The sequence below is a fragment of the Trinickia terrae genome, assembly GCF_005144415.1.
GTDB classification, from domain to species: Bacteria; Pseudomonadota; Gammaproteobacteria; order Burkholderiales; family Burkholderiaceae; genus Trinickia_A; species Trinickia_A terrae.
In genome coordinates this window covers 161689-176998 of the sequence record NZ_SWJE01000014.1, presented here as the reverse complement: position 1 = coordinate 176998, position 15310 = coordinate 161689, and the positions used below count along the sequence as shown (strand labels likewise).

The 15310-nt window shown below is 64.7% G+C and carries 11 protein-coding genes and 1 tRNA gene; 8 read left to right on the top strand and 4 right to left on the bottom strand.

Translation table 11 applies throughout. From position 1 onward, the window contains the following. The first annotated feature begins 191 nt into the window (after positions 1–191). Positions 192–2861, top strand: a complete 2670-nt coding sequence (locus FAZ69_RS24245) for a DNA topoisomerase III (RefSeq protein ID WP_136897633.1) — start codon at positions 192–194, stop codon at positions 2859–2861. 88 nt (positions 2862–2949) lie between these two features. Here FAZ69_RS24245 and FAZ69_RS24240 read toward each other — a convergent pair whose 3' ends face one another. Together FAZ69_RS24240 and FAZ69_RS24235 are read right to left on the bottom strand one after the other, a co-directional pair. Then, positions 2950–4086 (bottom strand): LysR family transcriptional regulator, encoded by a 1137-nt coding sequence (locus FAZ69_RS24240; protein ID WP_136897632.1) that lies wholly within the window; start codon positions 4084–4086, stop codon positions 2950–2952. A gap of 340 nt (positions 4087–4426) precedes the next feature. Continuing rightward, on the bottom strand, positions 4427–6283 hold the full coding sequence (locus tag FAZ69_RS24235) for a phosphoenolpyruvate carboxykinase (GTP) (RefSeq protein ID WP_136897631.1): 1857 nt from the start codon (positions 6281–6283) through the stop codon (positions 4427–4429). Positions 6284–6628: 345 nt separating this feature from the next. Between FAZ69_RS24235 and FAZ69_RS24230 the strand changes: the two genes are divergently transcribed. Then, positions 6629–7663, top strand: coding sequence for a D-2-hydroxyacid dehydrogenase family protein (locus FAZ69_RS24230; protein WP_136897630.1), 1035 nt, complete (start codon positions 6629–6631; stop codon positions 7661–7663). Positions 7664–7792: 129 nt separating this feature from the next. Here the strand turns inward: FAZ69_RS24230 and FAZ69_RS24225 are convergent, their stop codons facing one another. Beyond that, the gene (locus FAZ69_RS24225) at positions 7793–8662 is read right to left on the bottom strand and encodes a patatin-like phospholipase family protein (RefSeq protein ID WP_136897629.1); all 870 of its coding nucleotides are present in this window, start codon (positions 8660–8662) and stop codon (positions 7793–7795) included. 4 nt (positions 8663–8666) lie between these two features. Further along, a complete protein-coding gene (locus FAZ69_RS24220; RefSeq protein ID WP_136897628.1) occupies positions 8667–9071 on the bottom strand; it encodes a PaaI family thioesterase in 405 nt (134 codons plus the stop codon). A gap of 210 nt (positions 9072–9281) precedes the next feature. Here FAZ69_RS24220 and FAZ69_RS24215 point away from each other — a divergent pair. From FAZ69_RS24215 to FAZ69_RS24190, 6 genes are all read left to right on the top strand, one after another. Then, positions 9282–9357, top strand: a tRNA-Lys gene (locus FAZ69_RS24215). Positions 9358–9723: 366 nt separating this feature from the next. Further along, positions 9724–11388 (top strand): methyl-accepting chemotaxis protein, encoded by a 1665-nt coding sequence (locus FAZ69_RS24210; RefSeq protein ID WP_136897627.1) that lies wholly within the window; start codon positions 9724–9726, stop codon positions 11386–11388. 172 nt (positions 11389–11560) lie between these two features. After that, positions 11561–12280: an adenylyl-sulfate kinase gene (gene cysC / locus FAZ69_RS24205; protein ID WP_136897626.1), complete on the top strand. Its 720-nt coding sequence runs from the start codon at positions 11561–11563 to the stop codon at positions 12278–12280. Further along, positions 12264–13319, top strand: coding sequence for a DHH family phosphoesterase (locus tag FAZ69_RS24200; protein WP_136897625.1), 1056 nt, complete (start codon positions 12264–12266; stop codon positions 13317–13319). The genes cysC and FAZ69_RS24200 overlap by 17 nt, the downstream gene beginning before the upstream one ends. Beyond that, complete coding sequence (locus tag FAZ69_RS24195; protein ID WP_136897624.1) at positions 13316–14443, top strand: sulfotransferase family protein; 1128 nt, start codon at positions 13316–13318, stop codon at positions 14441–14443. Before FAZ69_RS24200 ends, FAZ69_RS24195 begins: the two co-directional genes overlap by 4 nt. 32 nt (positions 14444–14475) lie before the next feature. Then, on the top strand, positions 14476–15294 hold the full coding sequence (locus FAZ69_RS24190; protein WP_136897623.1) for a sulfite exporter TauE/SafE family protein: 819 nt from the start codon (positions 14476–14478) through the stop codon (positions 15292–15294). Positions 15295–15310: the final 16 nt, after the last annotated feature.

Here is a 15310-nt window from a genome sequence, read left to right as displayed (position 1 = left end):
CCGTTTCCTCCCCGCCGAACCGGCTCGCCACACCGCCCTGCAAACCGCATGCAGCGTGCCTGTCGTGTACGTGGCTTGGCCCTTTCGTTGTGTGCGTTTTTAAACAAGCGCAACGGCGTGTGCTATAAAGCGGTCGTTAAAGAGACCAACATCAGGGTTTTGACCCCGATCCACAAACCTCACAACCAGTCATGTCCAAAGCACTGATCATTGCGGAAAAGCCTTCTGTCGCGAACGACATCGCGCGTGCGCTGGGCGGCTTTACCAAGCATGACGAGTACTACGAGAGCGACGAGTACGTCCTGTCGTCGGCGGTCGGCCACCTGCTCGAGATCGCCGCTCCCGAAGAATACGAGGTCAAGCGCGGCAAATGGAGCTTCGCGCATCTTCCCGTCATCCCGCCGCATTTCGACCTCAACCCGATCGCAAAAAGCGAATCGCGGCTCAAGGCGCTCACGAAGCTGATGAAGCGCAAGGATGTCGAGCGCCTGATCAACGCATGCGACGCGGGGCGCGAGGGCGAGCTGATTTTCCGCCTGATCGCGCAGCACGCAAAATCGAAGCAGCCGGTGCAGCGCCTGTGGCTGCAATCGATGACCCCGGCGGCGATCCGCGACGGCTTCGCGAAACTGCGCACCGACGAAGAAATGCAGCCGCTCGCCGATGCGGCGCGCTGCCGCTCGGAGGCAGACTGGCTCGTCGGCATCAACGGCACGCGCGCCATGACCGCGTTCAACAGCAAGGGCGGCGGATTCTTCCTGACGACCGTCGGCCGCGTACAGACGCCGACGCTGTCGATCGTCGTCGAGCGTGAGGAGAAGATCCGCAATTTCGTGCCGCGCGACTATTGGGAAGTGCGCGCCGAGTTCGTCTGCGCGGCGGGCTTCTACGAAGGCCGCTGGTACGACCCGAAATTCAAGAAGGACGAGTTCGATCCGGAAAAGCGCGACTCGCGCCTCTGGAGCCTCGCTGCGGCGGAATCCGTGGTGGCCGCGTGCCGCGAGCAGACCGGCATGGTCACCGAGGAATCGAAGCCGTCGACCCAGCTCTCGCCGCTGCTCTTCGACCTGACGAGCCTGCAGCGCGAGGCGAACGGCCGCTTCGGCTTCTCCGCGAAGAACACGCTGGGGCTCGCGCAGGCGCTCTACGAAAAGCACAAGGTGCTCACCTACCCGCGTACCGACGCGCGCGCGCTGCCGGAGGACTACCTCGGCACCGTCAAGAGCACGCTCGACATGCTCAAGGAAAGCAACAACTATCTGCCGTTCGCGAAGCAGGTGCTCGACCGCGGCTGGGTGAAGCCGAACAAGCGCATCTTCGACAACTCGAAGATCAGCGACCACTTCGCCATCATCCCGACGCTGCAGGCGCCCAAGGCGCTGTCGGAACCCGAGCAGAAGCTCTACGACCTCGTCGTGAAGCGCTTCCTCGCCGTGTTCTTCCCGGCCGCGGAATACAAGGTTACGACGCGCATCACCGAAGTCGCCGGCCATCACTTCAAGACCGAAGGCAAGGTGCTCGTCGAGCCGGGCTGGCTGCAGGTGTACGGCCGCGAGACGAGTGGTGAAGACGCCAACCTCGTGCCGGTCCAACCGAACGAGAAGGTCAAGACCGACGAAATCGCCGCTCACACGCTCACCACCAAGCCGCCCGCGCGCTACAACGAAGCGACGCTGCTCTCGGCGATGGAAGGCGCGGGCAAGCTCGTCGAAGACGACGAGTTGCGCGAGGCGATGGCCGCGAAGGGCCTCGGCACGCCGGCGACGCGCGCCGCGATCATCGAAGGCCTGCTCGGCGAAAAGTACCTGCTGCGCGAAGGCCGCGACCTGATTCCGACGGCCAAGGCATTCCAGTTGATGACGCTGCTGCGCGGCCTCGGCGTAAAGGAGCTCACGGCGCCGGAATTGACGGGCGAATGGGAATACAAGCTCGCGCAGATGGAGCGCGGCAACCTCGCGCGCGACGCGTTCATGCTGGAGATCGCCCGCATGACGCAAACCATCGTCAAGCGCGCGAAGGAGTACGACTCCGACACGATCCCCGGCGACTACGCGACGCTCACCACGCCGTGCCCCAACTGCGGCGGCCAGGTGAAGGAAAACTATCGCCGCTTCGCCTGCACGAAGTGCGAGTTTTCGATTTCGAAGATTCCGGGCAGCCGCCAGTTCGAGATCGAGGAAGTCGAGGAATTGCTGCAAAAGAAGGAAATCGGTCCGCTGTCGGGCTTCCGCAGCAAGATGGGCCGGCCGTTCTCGGCGATCCTCAAGCTCTCGTTCGACGACGAAACGAACAACTACAAGCTCGAGTTCGATTTCGGACAGGAGCAGGGTGGCGAGGACGGTGAGGCGCCGGACTTTTCCGAGCAGCAGCCGGTCGGCGCGTGTCCGAAGTGCAAGGCGCGCGTGTTCGAGCACGGCATGAGCTACGTCTGCGAGAACTCGGTCGCGAACCCCAAGACTTGCGATTTCCGCTCGGGCAAGGTGATTCTCCAGCAGGAGATCGCCCGCGAGCAGATGGCCAAGCTGCTGGAAGAAGGCCGCACCGATTTGCTGACGAACTTCAAGTCGTCGCGCACCGGCCGCAACTTCAAGGCGTTCCTCGTCAAGCAAAGCGACGGCAAGATCGGCTTCGAGTTCGAGAAGAAGGAGCCGTCGGCCAAGACGGCTGCGAAGACCGCGTCGAAGACGGCTGCCAAAGCGGTTGCCGCAGCCGAAAGCAGCGATGCCGAGGAAGCCACGGTCACCGCCGCGCCTGCCAAGAAAGCTGCGGTGAAGACTGCAGCGAAAACGGCAAAGAGTGCGGAAAAGCCTGCAGCCAAGACGGCGGCCAGGAAAACGCCGGCGCGGAAAACCGGCTCATAAGCGACGCGGCGGGGCTGCACGCCCCAAAACAGAAGCGCAGCCTTTGCTGCGCTTCTGTCCTTTCACCGACGGTTTCTCGCCAAGCGACTCAGTGCTCGTTCGCGTAAACCGGCACCGGCCACGGCGCCGGCGTGCGCGAACGAGACGACTTCGCCACCTTCGGCGACAGCGCCTCATCGATCAGTTCGGCGCGCTCTTCCGCATCGTCGCGACGCTCGAACGCCGCCTTGGCCGCGCGCAGTTCGACGGGGGCCGGCGCCACCGGTCCGGAAGCCGGGGCCGCAGCCGGCCGCACCATCTCGCCCTTGATCCACTGCTCGCCAAGCTGGCTATTCGGCGTTTGGCTGAAGTGCTCGACGAGGTGGTCGATGAATGTGCGCACCTTCGCCGGCAAGTGCCGCCGGCTCGGATAGCCGACGTTGATTTCGACCTGCGGCAACCGGTAATCGCCCAGCAGCCGCACAAACTGGCCACGCGACATATCGCTGCCGATCAGGTAGCTCGGCAGAATCGCAATGCCCATGCCGAGCAGCGCGAACTGGCGCAGCATTTCCGTGTTGTTCGCGATGATCACGTTCGCCGGACGCACGCGCACCTCGCCTTCCGGCCCCGTGAACACGCGCTCGTCGCCCCAGTATTCCGACGGCAGGCTCAGGCACGGGTGCTCGAGTAGATGCTCCGGGCGCGTCGGCACACCGTGCTTCTCGAGGTAAGCCGGCGTCGCGCAGACGGTCAGGCAGCCGGTCGTGAGGCGACGCGTGACGATGCTCGCGCTCCTCATCTGCCGTGCGATCACGATGCCGACGTCGAAGCCTTCTTCGACCAGGTCGACTTGCCGGTCGACCAGCGTTAGGTCCGGGACGACCTTCGGATAGCGCTCCGTATAGGTCTGCAGCACGGGCGCGAGATTATGCAGCCCGAACACGACGGGCGCGACAATGCGCAGCGTGCCGACCGGCTCGTGATTGCGCGCGACGACCATTTGCTCGACGTCTTCGAGTTCGTCGAGAATCTGCCGCGCGCGCTCCAGGTACACCTGACCGGATTCGGTGAGGGACAGACTGCGCGTGGTGCGGTTGAGCAGGCGCGTGCCCAGCCGGCCTTCGAGGTCGGCGACGTGGCGCGTGGCGACTGCGTTCGAAATATCCATTGCGCTCGCGGCGCGAGCAAAACTGCCGAGATCCGCCACTTTGACGAACACGCGCATTGACTGCAGATGATCCATTGACAACTCCTGCCGCTGCTTCTGTTTCAGGAAACGAGTGAAGCACAATTGGTGATTGTCCTACGACTGGAGAATCCGCGCAGAGTTGCCCAATGGCAGAAGATTTCTCGTGAATTTTTGTTGATTATTCATTTTGGTACGTACCAGATGGGTCGATTATTCCCCTTTCAGAAACAATCAGCCTAAAAAACGCTACCGCGCACGTACCAGAAGAAATAACCAAAGATCGATTCGGGGTCAAATTGAATTTCTACAATCCCCTCTAATTTTAGAAAATCACGCCCAAAAAGGAAAAGCCGCCTTGGCGGCGGCCTTCCCGGCGAAGCAAAGACTTCCCAACCTATGCGCGCAAGCGCCCTTCGAATGCCGTCTTGGTTTGCGTCAGCGCGTCCGGCAACCGATGGCGCAAGGTCTCGAACAGCTCCCCATGCAGCACCAGCTCTTTGCGCCACGCAGCATCGTCGACCGAGATGACTTCCTCGAACTGCTCACGTGTGAAGTCGAGCCCTTGCCAATCGATGTCCTCGTAGCGCGGCGACACGCCGAACGCGTGGTCGACGCCCACCGCGCGCGCCTCGACGCGCCCGATCATCCAGCGCAGCACGCGCATGTTCTCGCCGAAACCGGGCCAGACGAACTTGCCGTCCGCGCCCTTGCGGAACCAGTTCACGCAGAAGATCTTCGGCAGCTTGGCGCCGAGCGCCTCGAGCTTGTCGCCGACGGCAAGCCAATGGCCGAAGTAATCGCTCATGTTGTAGCCGCAGAACGGCAGCATCGCGAACGGGTCGCGGCGCACGACGCCCTGCTGGCCGACCGCCGCGGCCGTCGTCTCCGAGCCCATCGTCGCGGCCATGTAGACGCCTTCGACCCAGTTGCGCGCCTCCGTCACGAGCGGCACGGTCGTGGAGCGGCGGCCGCCGAAGATGAAGGCGTCGATCGCGACGCCCGCGGGGTTCTCCCAGTCGACGTCAATCGACGGACATTGCGACGCCGGCGCCGTGAAGCGCGCGTTCGGATGCGCCGCCTTGCGGCCGGTCTCCTTCGCGATCGCGGGTGTCCAGTCCTGGCCCTGCCAGTCGATCAGGTGCGCGGGCGGCGCGTCGGTCATGCCTTCCCACCAGACGTCGCCGTCGTCGGTCAGCGCGACGTTCGTGAAGATCACGTTCTCCTTGAGCGTCGCCATCGCGTTGTAGTTGGTCTTCTCGCTCGTGCCCGGCGCGACGCCGAAGTAGCCGGCCTCCGGATTGATCGCGTAGAGACGGCCGTCCTTGCCGGGCTTGATCCACGCGATGTCGTCGCCGATCGTCGAGATCGACCAGCCGCTCATGCCCGCCGGCGGAATCAGCATCGCGAAGTTGGTCTTGCCGCAGGCCGACGGGAACGCCGCCGCGACGTGATACTTGCGCCCCTCCGGCGACGTGACGCCGAGAATCAGCATGTGCTCGGCGAGCCAGCCTTCGGCGCGGCCCATCGTCGACGCAATGCGCAGCGCGAAACATTTCTTGCCGAGCAGCGCGTTGCCGCCGTAGCCCGAGCCGAAGCTCCAGATTTCGCGCGATTCGGGGAAATGAACGATGTACTTGGTGGGATTGCACGGCCAGCTGACATCGGCCTGGCCCGCGGCGAGCGGCGCGCCGACCGAATGCACGCACGGCACGAACTCGCCGTCTTCGCCCAGCACGTCGTACACCTTGCGGCCCATGCGCGTCATGATCCGCATGTTGGTCACGACGTAGGGGCTGTCGGTCAGCTCGACGCCGATGTGCGCGATCGGCGAGCCGAGCGGCCCCATCGAGAACGGCACGACATACATCGTGCGGCCGCGCATCGAACCGTCGAAGAGACCGTCGAGCGTCGCACGCATTTCAGCAGGCTCGATCCAGTTGTTGGTCGGCCCCGCGTCCTCGCGATGCTTCGCGCAGATGAACGTGCGATCTTCGACACGCGCCACATCCGAAGGATCGGAGCAGGCGAGATACGAGTTGGGCCGCAACGCCTGATTGAGCTTTTTCAGCGTGCCGGCGGCAACCATCTGGGCGCACAGGCGGTCGTATTCCTCCTGCGAGCCGTCGCACCAGACGATGCGCTCGGGCTTCGTCAGCGCGGCGACGTGCTGAACCCAGTCGATCAGCCGGCGATGCTTGATGTAGGCAGGGGCTTCAAGTGTGACTTGGCCTCCGAAGGCGGGATGATTCATCGAGCTGTCTCCGTTTTGTGATTGTGAAAAGGGAAACGGTAGGCGCTCGCTGACGCTGCAGGCGAGAGGCGCGTTCGCACGGTATCGGGGAAACCCCTGTGCGCGCTGAGTTGCATGACGTCAGGAGCCATTCAGCTTGCCGGCGGCAGCCTTTGTTTGTCACGGCTTGCATCTTCACGCGACAAGCTGTTAAAAAGTGAGAGTCCTGTCTATCCACAGTAATGAGCATCGTGATGACTGGCGTCGCATCGCTCATGCCAGCTTGTGCTTCACACCACAGGTTGGAGCGTCAAGGATATCACTCCGTTCATTGCGCACATCGTGCGCCGCAAAACATACCTGCTTATGAAGATTGCCATTCTCGACGACTACCAGGACGCGGTACGCAAGCTCGATTGCTTTCAATTGCTTGCGGACCACGAAGTCAAAGTATTCAACAACACGGTGCGCGGCCTCGGTCAGTTGGCGAGCCGCCTCGCCGAAGTCGACGCGCTCGTGCTGATTCGCGAGCGCACACGCATCACCTCGCAACTGCTGGACAAGTGTCCGCATCTGCGCATGATCAGCCAGACCGGAAAAGTCGCGGGCCATATCGATCTCGAGGCCTGTACCGAGCGCAACATCGCGGTGCTCGAAGGCGTCGGCTCGCCGGTCGCGCCGGCCGAACTGACCTGGGCGCTTATCATGGCCGCACAGCGGCGCATTCCGCAATACGTGGCAAACCTTAAGCAAGGCGCCTGGCAGCAGTCGGGACTGAAGACGTCCGCGCTGCCGCCGAACTTCGGGCTCGGCCAGGTGCTGCGCGGACAGACGCTCGGCATCTGGGGCTACGGCAAGATCGGCCGGCTCGTCGCCGGTTACGGCAAGGCCTTCGGCATGAAGGTGATGATCTGGGGCCGCGAGCATTCGCTCGAAGCGGCGAAGGCCGATGGCTACGACGTCGCCGAGAGCCGCGAAGCGTTCTTCGAGCAGAGCGACGTGCTGACGCTGCATCTGCGCCTGCACGACGACACGCGCGGCATCGTCAAGCTCGACGACCTGCTGCGGATGAAGCCCACGTCGCTGCTCGTCAACACGAGCCGCGCCGAACTGTTCGAAGAGGGCGCGCTCTCCGCCGCGCTCGCGCGCAACCGGCCGGGGATGGTCGCCGTCGACGTCTACGAAAGCGAGCCGATCCTGCAAGGCTATGGCTTGCTGCGGCTCGAGAACGTGATCTGCACGCCGCATATCGGCTATGTCGAGCGCGAGAGCTACGAGCTGTACTTCAGAGCGGCGTTCAACAACATCCTCGCGTTCGATCGCGGCGATACGTCGAGCGTCGCGAATCCGGAAGCGATCTCGGGCGCGCGCCGCCACAACCGGCAGCGCGAGCGCGACTGACTACCAGTTCAAAGCCGATCGAGCAGGTGACGGCGGCGCCGGGCGCGGGCAGCGCTCGGCGCCGCTTTATTTCTTTGCGGGTTTCTTGCGAATTTTTTGCTGACCGGCGTGCGTGCGACGCGGCAGGTATCAAGCGTGCGCCGCAACCTCCAGCATTGCCGGCAAGCGTTGCAAAAACCGCTCGCCGTCGGCGCGGCCGAGATCGTACGCCGGACGCATCTGCGCTGGGCTCGTGTAGTCCCAGCTCGAAATCGGCACCTTGCGCGACGGCTGCACATAGATGCGCTGCTGCTCGCCATGCGCGAGCGCGAAGGTCTGGGGCCGCGGATAGAGCCGCGTCACCATCACCAGCACGCGCCCCGGCGACGCGTCGAGCGCGCCGACGGGCACGTTGTCGACCATCCCGCCGTCGAGCACCGGACGGCCGCCGCGCCGCAAAACCGGCGTGAACGGCGGCGTGCACGACGACTGCAGAATCAGGTCGGCGAGATCCTCGACTCGCGCGCAATCCTGCACGCGCACGAACTCCGGACGAAAGCCGAGCGAGCGGCCGAGCGTCGGATGCAGCGTCTTGCGCACGTGCTTTTCGATGTTGTAAGCGACGAGGCCGGCGGCCACCGCGCTGCGCGCGCCGAGCCAGCGCGGCACATGCGAGACGCCGACGCGAATCTCCGGCGCATCGGCGAGCTTCGCGAACGGCTCGCCGTAGATGTCGAGCAGTGCCTGCCGGTAGATCCGATAGTGCGGAAACACGGACTTGCCTGGGTGCAGGAGGTTTCCCCAGTAGGCGTTCTTCGTGTTGTGCCGCAGCGCGTCTTCGTAATAGCGCATGACCCACTCGGCGTCGCGCGTATAGAGCATGCAGGCGGTGGCGGCACCCGCCGAGATCGCCGTGATCACGCGAGGCGCAAGACCGATCTCCGGTTGCACCACGTCCCAGAAGCCGGCCTGCCACCAGCAGCGATTGCCGCCCCCCGCGAATACGACCTGATCGAACATGTTCTTAGTCGAAAAGCGTGTAGGTGGTCGTGGCGTGGCAGGCCGTCTTGCCGTCTTCGTCGGTCAGCTCGATTTCACCGAACACGAGATTGCGGCCCAGGCGCAGCACGCGCGCCGCCACGAGCACGTCGCCCTTGCGGACCGCGCGCATGAAGCTGATGTTCTGCGAAACGGTCGTCATCGGCTTGAAGCCGCCGAGCGCGGCCGAGATCGCGACCACCATCGCCGTATCCGCCGCCGCCATGAAGACCTGCCCGCAGATGACGCCGCCAGAATGCCGCAGCTCACCCGAAAACGGCAAGCGCAGCGTCGCGCCTTCCTCCGTGACGGACACCGGCTTTAGCCCGAGCGTGCGCACCCATGGCGCCAGCACGCGGTCGAGCAACTCGAGAACCTCGGTTTCGTCCATGATTTGTCTCCGGGCCGGCCTAGCGACGATCGCGCAGCCTGACGGTGGCGTCATCATACCGGGACCGCGGAACGTGCACCAAAGAGGGGGCGCTCGGGTCGTCGACGAGTGCCTTGCGTCGGCACCGGCAACTGGTCTACACATTTTTTAAGAAAATGACGAAAGGGGCTAGGCAAGGCTCAAAAAGTCCTGCATAATTCGCAGTCTGTTGGGGCGTTAGCTCAGTTGGTAGAGCAGCGGACTCTTAATCCGTAGGTCGAGTGTTCGAGTCACTCACGCCCCACCAAGAAATTCGAAGGCTTGCACGTTCGTGCAAGCCTTTTTGCTTTGCGCGACGCACAGCGAGCACGTAACAGCGATTCACCACTCGCACCCGCAAAATACGTCAGCCGATAGCCCCAACTGCCTGACGCACTTCCTGTCATCCCCCACCGCCAGCCCGCTTGACAGGTTTCCCCTACACGCGCCTTCCCTTCTTCCTACGGAACCGGTTTCACCCACTCAGTTAAAAATTCACTTAAGAGAATGTCGTAATAACAGACAATTTGTCTGACTTAACGCTTTAGAATCCCCTTCAGGCCGCCGTTTACGCACTCATAGAAACTGACACGTTCCCGGTGGAAGCGTGTCCTTTTTAAAAGGCGCCAGGGCCATGAACTTCTCTCACATGAAGGTTGCCATCCGTCTTGGAACCGGTTTCGCGCTGGTTTCATTGCTGCTGGTATTCGTCACACTATTCGGCTTGTATCGCATGTCGGAGCTCGAGGCATCGATGGTCGACATTACCGACGTCAACTCCGTCGAAGCCGCGCTGGCGAACCGCCTCGACCAGACCATTTCGAATCGCGCGCTCGCGCTGCGCAACCTGATCCTGCTCCAGGCCGACCAGCAGGACCAGATCGCTATCGAAGCCAAGCGCTTCGACGAAGAAGCCGCTGCGTATGAAGAAGCCCGGGCGAAGCTCGCCACGATGTTCGCGCTGCCGGGCACGACTCCGGAAGAAACAGCGCTGCTCGAGCAGATCAGGCAGCAAGGCGAGCAGGCCCAGCCGCTCATGCAGAAGGCGCGCGAAATGGTGCTGGCCGGCCAGAAAGACGAGGCCTACCACCTGTTGCGCTTCGAATTGCGCCCGGTGCAAGCGAAATGGTGGGGCTTCGTGCGTCAGCTGCGCGATCTCGAGCATCGGCAGAACGACGAGGAAACCACCGCCGCAAAAGCCTCGTACCGGAGCAGCCGCACGTTGATCCTCGTGATCGCGTCGCTGGCGCTGCTGACGAGCATCGTATCGGCGACAGTCATCACGCGCGGCTTGCTCAAGCAGCTCGGCGGCGAGCCCGGCGATGCGGTCGACGCGGCAGCCAGCGTCGCGCGAGGCGACCTGACCGTCGACGTGATCTCGAAGGACGGCGACACCTCGAGCCTCATGCATGCGATGAAGACGATGCGCGACAGTCTCGTAGCGATCGTCAGCCAGGTCCACACGAGCACCAGCACGATCGCCTCGGCCGCCAGCCAGATCGCAACCGGCAATCTCGATCTGTCGTCGCGGACTGAAGAGCAGGCAGCGTCGCTCGAAGAAACCGCGGCGTCGATGGAGGAGCTGACCGCCACCGTCAAGCGCAACTCCGAGCACGCGCGCCAGGCAAATGAGCTCGCGCTGTCGGCGTCGCAGGTGTCCGAGCGCGCCGGCACGGTGGTGTCGGGCGTCGTGCAGACGATGGGCGCGATCAGCGACGCGTCGAGCAAGATCGTCGAGATCATCGGCGTCATCGACGGCATCGCCTTCCAGACCAACATCCTCGCGCTCAACGCGGCGGTCGAAGCGGCGCGCGCCGGCGAGCAGGGCCGCGGCTTCGCCGTGGTCGCGGGCGAAGTGCGCAACCTCGCGCAGCGGGCGGCGGCCGCGGCCAAGGAAATCAAGGCGCTCATCGTCGGCTCGGCGGCGCAGGTCGACGCCGGCAACCGTCTGGTCGAAGAAGCCGGCGCGACGATGGGCGAGGTCGTCGAGAGCGTCAAACGCGTGACGGTCATCATGACCGACATCATGAGCGCGAGCGACGAGCAGGCCCAAGGCATCGAGCAGATCAACCAGGCGCTGACCCAGATGGATCAGGTGACGCAGCAGAACGCCTCGCTCGTCGAGGAGGCCGCGGCCGCAGCCGAATCGATGCGCGAACAGGCTGCCGCGCTTGTCCAGACCGTCAGCATCTTCAAGCTGAACCAGCCGGAGCCGACGATCGGCGCGGCGCGCAAGCCGGCGTACGCTTCGGCGGCGAGCCGCAAGGAATTCGTCTACGAGACGGCCGAAGCCGCCTGACGAGACGCGCGCCGCCCTGAAAGCGGCGCGCTGTTTTTTTTCGCAAAGAAGCAAACGATTGCGCGCCGCGCGGGCGCCAAGCCAGACCTGATAGAGACGCACCCTGCCGAGTTCGAGCTCGGCCCGACTTCGCTTTGGCTTGCTAATTTGTAACCCTCGAGAGGGGAAACTCATGAGTGGCAATGTGCAGGTCGTACCCGGCTTGGTCGTTCCATCTGGCGATGAGGCGCGCGCGCCCGTCAAACCTGACGCCGAGCACCACCGCCCCGGCGCGCCGTCGAACGTGTTCTGGCACGGCGGCGGCCCCGCCAGCGAGATGCGCCCTCTGCAGTTCGGCCATCCTCCGGTGTCGTTCTGGCTCACTGGCTTGAGCGGCGCCGGCAAGTCGACCATCGCCTTCGAGCTCGAGCAGCGGTTGAGGGCCGACGGGCGTCCCTGCACCGTGCTCGACGGCGACAACCTGCGCTACGGCCTGAACTGCGATCTCGGCTTCTCGGAGGACGACCGCCGCGAGAACATCCGGCGCACCGGCGAGGTCGCGCGCCTGATGAACGACGCCGGGCTGATTGTCATCGCCTCGCTGATTTCGCCTTATCGCAAAGACCGGGCCACAGCGCAGCGGATCATCGGCGAAGATCGCTTCATCGAAGTCCATGTGAGCACGCCGCTCGAGGTGTGCGTAGCGCGCGATCCGAAGGGGCTCTACAAGAAAGCGCGGCAGGGAGAGATCCGGCACTTCACGGGCGTCACGTCGCCTTACGAACCGCCGCTTGCGCCGTCGGTCGTCGTCGATACGTCGCAACTGGCGCACGGCGGCGCGGCGGCCGAGCTCCACGCGTATCTGATCGAACGCGAACGTTGCGAAGGCAAGCGCCATGCTGCCGCGAAATGAGCGTCCGGCAGCCCCGCTCGCCTACGACGTGTTCAACGGCGACGCGGACGGCATCTGCGCCCTGCATCAGCTGAGGCTCGCGTATCCGGCCGATGCGCAGTTGATCACCGGCGTGAAGCGCGACGTCGAGCTGCTGCGGCGCGTGCCTGGCGAGCCGGGAGTCGACGTCACCGTGCTCGACGTCTCGCTCGACACGAACTTTGCCGACCTGACGCGCCTCGTCGAAACCGGCGCGCGCGTCGCCTACTACGATCATCATTCCGCCAGCCGCGCGTTCGCGCATCCCGGGCTGCGGCTCTTCTGGGACGACTCGGCGGATGTCTGCACGAGCCTCATCGTCGACCGCGAGCTGGGCGGCCGATATCGCCCGTGGGCAATCGTCGCGGCGTTCGGCGACAACCTCGGCCCCTGCGCTCGCCGGCTCGCGGCGAGCGCAGGCTACCCGGAGTGCGAGACAGCGGCATTCGACGAGCTCGGCCGGCTGCTCAACTACAACGCCTATGGCGACGCCGTCGCCGATCTGCACGTCGCGCCGGATGCGCTCTATCGCGAGCTGCACACCTTTGCCGACCCGCTCGATTTCATCGCCGCCTCGCCCTGCTACGGGCTGCTCGCGGACGGCTACCGCGAAGACGTCGAGTGCGTCGCCGCGCTCGCGCCCTACCGCGCCTGGGACCGCGGCGCGATCTACGTGCTCCCCGACACATGCTGGTCGAGGCGCATATCGGGGACGTTCGCGAACCGCCTCGCGGCCGAAGACCTCGGCGCCTCGTTCGCGGTGCTGACCGCGGCCGCAGACGGGTCCTGCTGCGTCAGCGTCCGCTCCAGCGACCCGCACGCGCATCCGGCCAACGCGCTGTGCGAGCGCTTCGCGAGCGGCGGCGGAAGGCGCGCCGCAGCGGGCATCAACGTGCTGCCCGCCGACGCCTTGGGCGCGTTCATCGATGCCTTTGCCGGCCATTTCGTGCTGTCGGGCGGCGGCATCGTGCCGGCGCCTCGCCCATCGACTCCGCCCCACGACCAGGAGACCCGCCGATGAACGCCGCCATCCCGTCCGACGCACCCGCGCGCCGCCCCCGCCCGGTACTGATGATTCCGCTGCGCCGCTGCGGCAGCCACGCCCTGCGCCTGCGCCTGAATTTCAATCCCGCGTTCTATTCGCCGTACCCGCTGCATATCGTCGATTTCATGCCGATCGTGCCGCTCTACGGCGACCTCGGCGACGACCGCGCGTATTTCCGTCTGGTCTGCGACGTGATCGGATTGCAGGCGGCGAGCATGGTGAAATGGCCCGGCATCGTATTCGATCCGGTCGAGATCTTCGAGGTGATCCGGCACGAGCCGCGCAGCGTGCATCGCATCGTATGGGAGCTGCTCCTGCGCGCAAGCGAAGCGCGCGGTGCGAGCGTCGCGATGGACAAATCGCTCGACAGCGTGCATTACGGCGACGAGCTCATGCGCCTCTTCCCCGAGATGCGGTTTCTCAACGTGGTGCGCGATCCGCGCGCGCAGATCGCGTCGATGAACAAGGCGATCATTCACGACTTCGACACCTTGCTCAACGCGCAAACGTGGGTCGCCGCGCACCGCGCCGCCGACGCGCTCGTCGCCCGCTATCCCGAGCGCGTGCTGACGGTGCGCTACGAAGACTTCCTGCACGACCAGGAGGCGACGTTGCGGCGGATCTGCATGTTCTTCGGCATCGAGTTCCTGCCGCAGATGCTCGACGTCTCGCGCTCGCAGGAAGCACGGCAGATCTCGCAGATGTCCTCGCTCTGGTCGTCGAACTGCTTTGCGCCGATCGCGGCGAACATCGACAAATACAAGCATCAGTTGTCGGCAGACGAGATCGCCGTGATCGAGACGCTCACCGCCGGCTATATGCGGCGCTACGGCTACGAATTGACGACCGATGCGCAGGCGCCGGTCGACACCGCGGCGCTCGATGCCGCACGCCGACATTCCGACGCCGGCCGGACCGACGCGTGGCAGACGCTGGAACACGCCAACTTCCGCGACTTCGCGCTGCGGCGGCATCGCGCCGAGTATCTCGCGACCGTGCGCGCCCGTATGGAGCAGTTTGCCGCCGCGCACGCCGGGCAGGCTTCTACGGAACGCTACACGCTCGACGAACTGGACCCGGCATTCGAAGTGACCGACTGAGCCCCTGACCGACTCCCCGATAGGAGCGCAACATGTCGATCGCACTGTCGTGGCTGCATACGCAGATCGCCCTTGCCGGCGTGTCCGGGCTGTCGATCGGCTTTGCGCTCGGTCTCGTCGGCGGCGGCGCGGGCATGCTCGCCGTGCCGCTCTTGCTCTACTTCGTGAAAGTCGGCGACCCGCACATGGCCATCGGCACGACGGCCATCTCGATTGCGATGACCGCGCTCGTCAATCTCGTCGCGTATGCGCGTGCGGGACTCGTGCGCTGGCGCACCGCGTCGGTGTTCGCGGCGGCCGGCGTGGCGGGCGCGTTCGCCGGGTCGAGGTGGTCGCTGCACGTCGATGGCGGCGTGGTGATGCTGTTGCTTGCGGCTGTCGTCGCCGTTGTCGGCGTGATGATGTTTTCGCGCTCGCGCGCCGCTGCCCCGCGTCTCAGCGCAGCCGGAGACGCGCGGCAGGAACCGGAGTGGGCCGGTCGCGGCATCGCCACGGCCGGAGCCGGGGTTGCGATCGGCGGCGTCGCCGGATTCTTCGGCGTTAGCGGCGGCTTTCTTTCGGTGCCCGCGCTGCACTTCATCGCCCGCATTCCGATGCTCGAGGCAGTGGCCTCGTCGCTGCTGTCGGTGATCGTGTTCGGCGCGACCACCGGCGTCAACTATGCGATCGCGGGCAAGGTCAGCGTGCCGCTCTCGCTGGCGCTCGTCGCGGGCGGCGTGGTCGGCGGCAATGCCGGCATGCGCGCCGCCAAGACGCTCGCGAACAAGGGCGATACGCTGCGCCAGCTATTCGCAGCGATGCTGCTGTTGATCGCCGCCTATATCGCCTATCGCAGCGTCACGCAGTCGTGATGCAACCATCGGCGGA

Coding starts and splice junctions, on each gene's coding strand:
- FAZ69_RS24245 (WP_136897633.1), top strand. CDS start 192: ATGTCCAAAGCACTGATCATTGCGGAAAAGCCTTCTGTCGCGAACGAC.
- FAZ69_RS24240 (WP_136897632.1), bottom strand. CDS start 4,086: ATGGATCATCTGCAGTCAATGCGCGTGTTCGTCAAAGTGGCGGATCTC.
- FAZ69_RS24235 (WP_136897631.1), bottom strand. CDS start 6,283: ATGAATCATCCCGCCTTCGGAGGCCAAGTCACACTTGAAGCCCCTGCC.
- FAZ69_RS24230 (WP_136897630.1), top strand. CDS start 6,629: ATGAAGATTGCCATTCTCGACGACTACCAGGACGCGGTACGCAAGCTC.
- FAZ69_RS24225 (WP_136897629.1), bottom strand. CDS start 8,662: ATGTTCGATCAGGTCGTATTCGCGGGGGGCGGCAATCGCTGCTGGTGG.
- FAZ69_RS24220 (WP_136897628.1), bottom strand. CDS start 9,071: ATGGACGAAACCGAGGTTCTCGAGTTGCTCGACCGCGTGCTGGCGCCA.
- FAZ69_RS24210 (WP_136897627.1), top strand. CDS start 9,724: ATGAACTTCTCTCACATGAAGGTTGCCATCCGTCTTGGAACCGGTTTC.
- cysC (WP_136897626.1), top strand. CDS start 11,561: ATGAGTGGCAATGTGCAGGTCGTACCCGGCTTGGTCGTTCCATCTGGC.
- FAZ69_RS24200 (WP_136897625.1), top strand. CDS start 12,264: ATGCTGCCGCGAAATGAGCGTCCGGCAGCCCCGCTCGCCTACGACGTG.
- FAZ69_RS24195 (WP_136897624.1), top strand. CDS start 13,316: ATGAACGCCGCCATCCCGTCCGACGCACCCGCGCGCCGCCCCCGCCCG.
- FAZ69_RS24190 (WP_136897623.1), top strand. CDS start 14,476: ATGTCGATCGCACTGTCGTGGCTGCATACGCAGATCGCCCTTGCCGGC.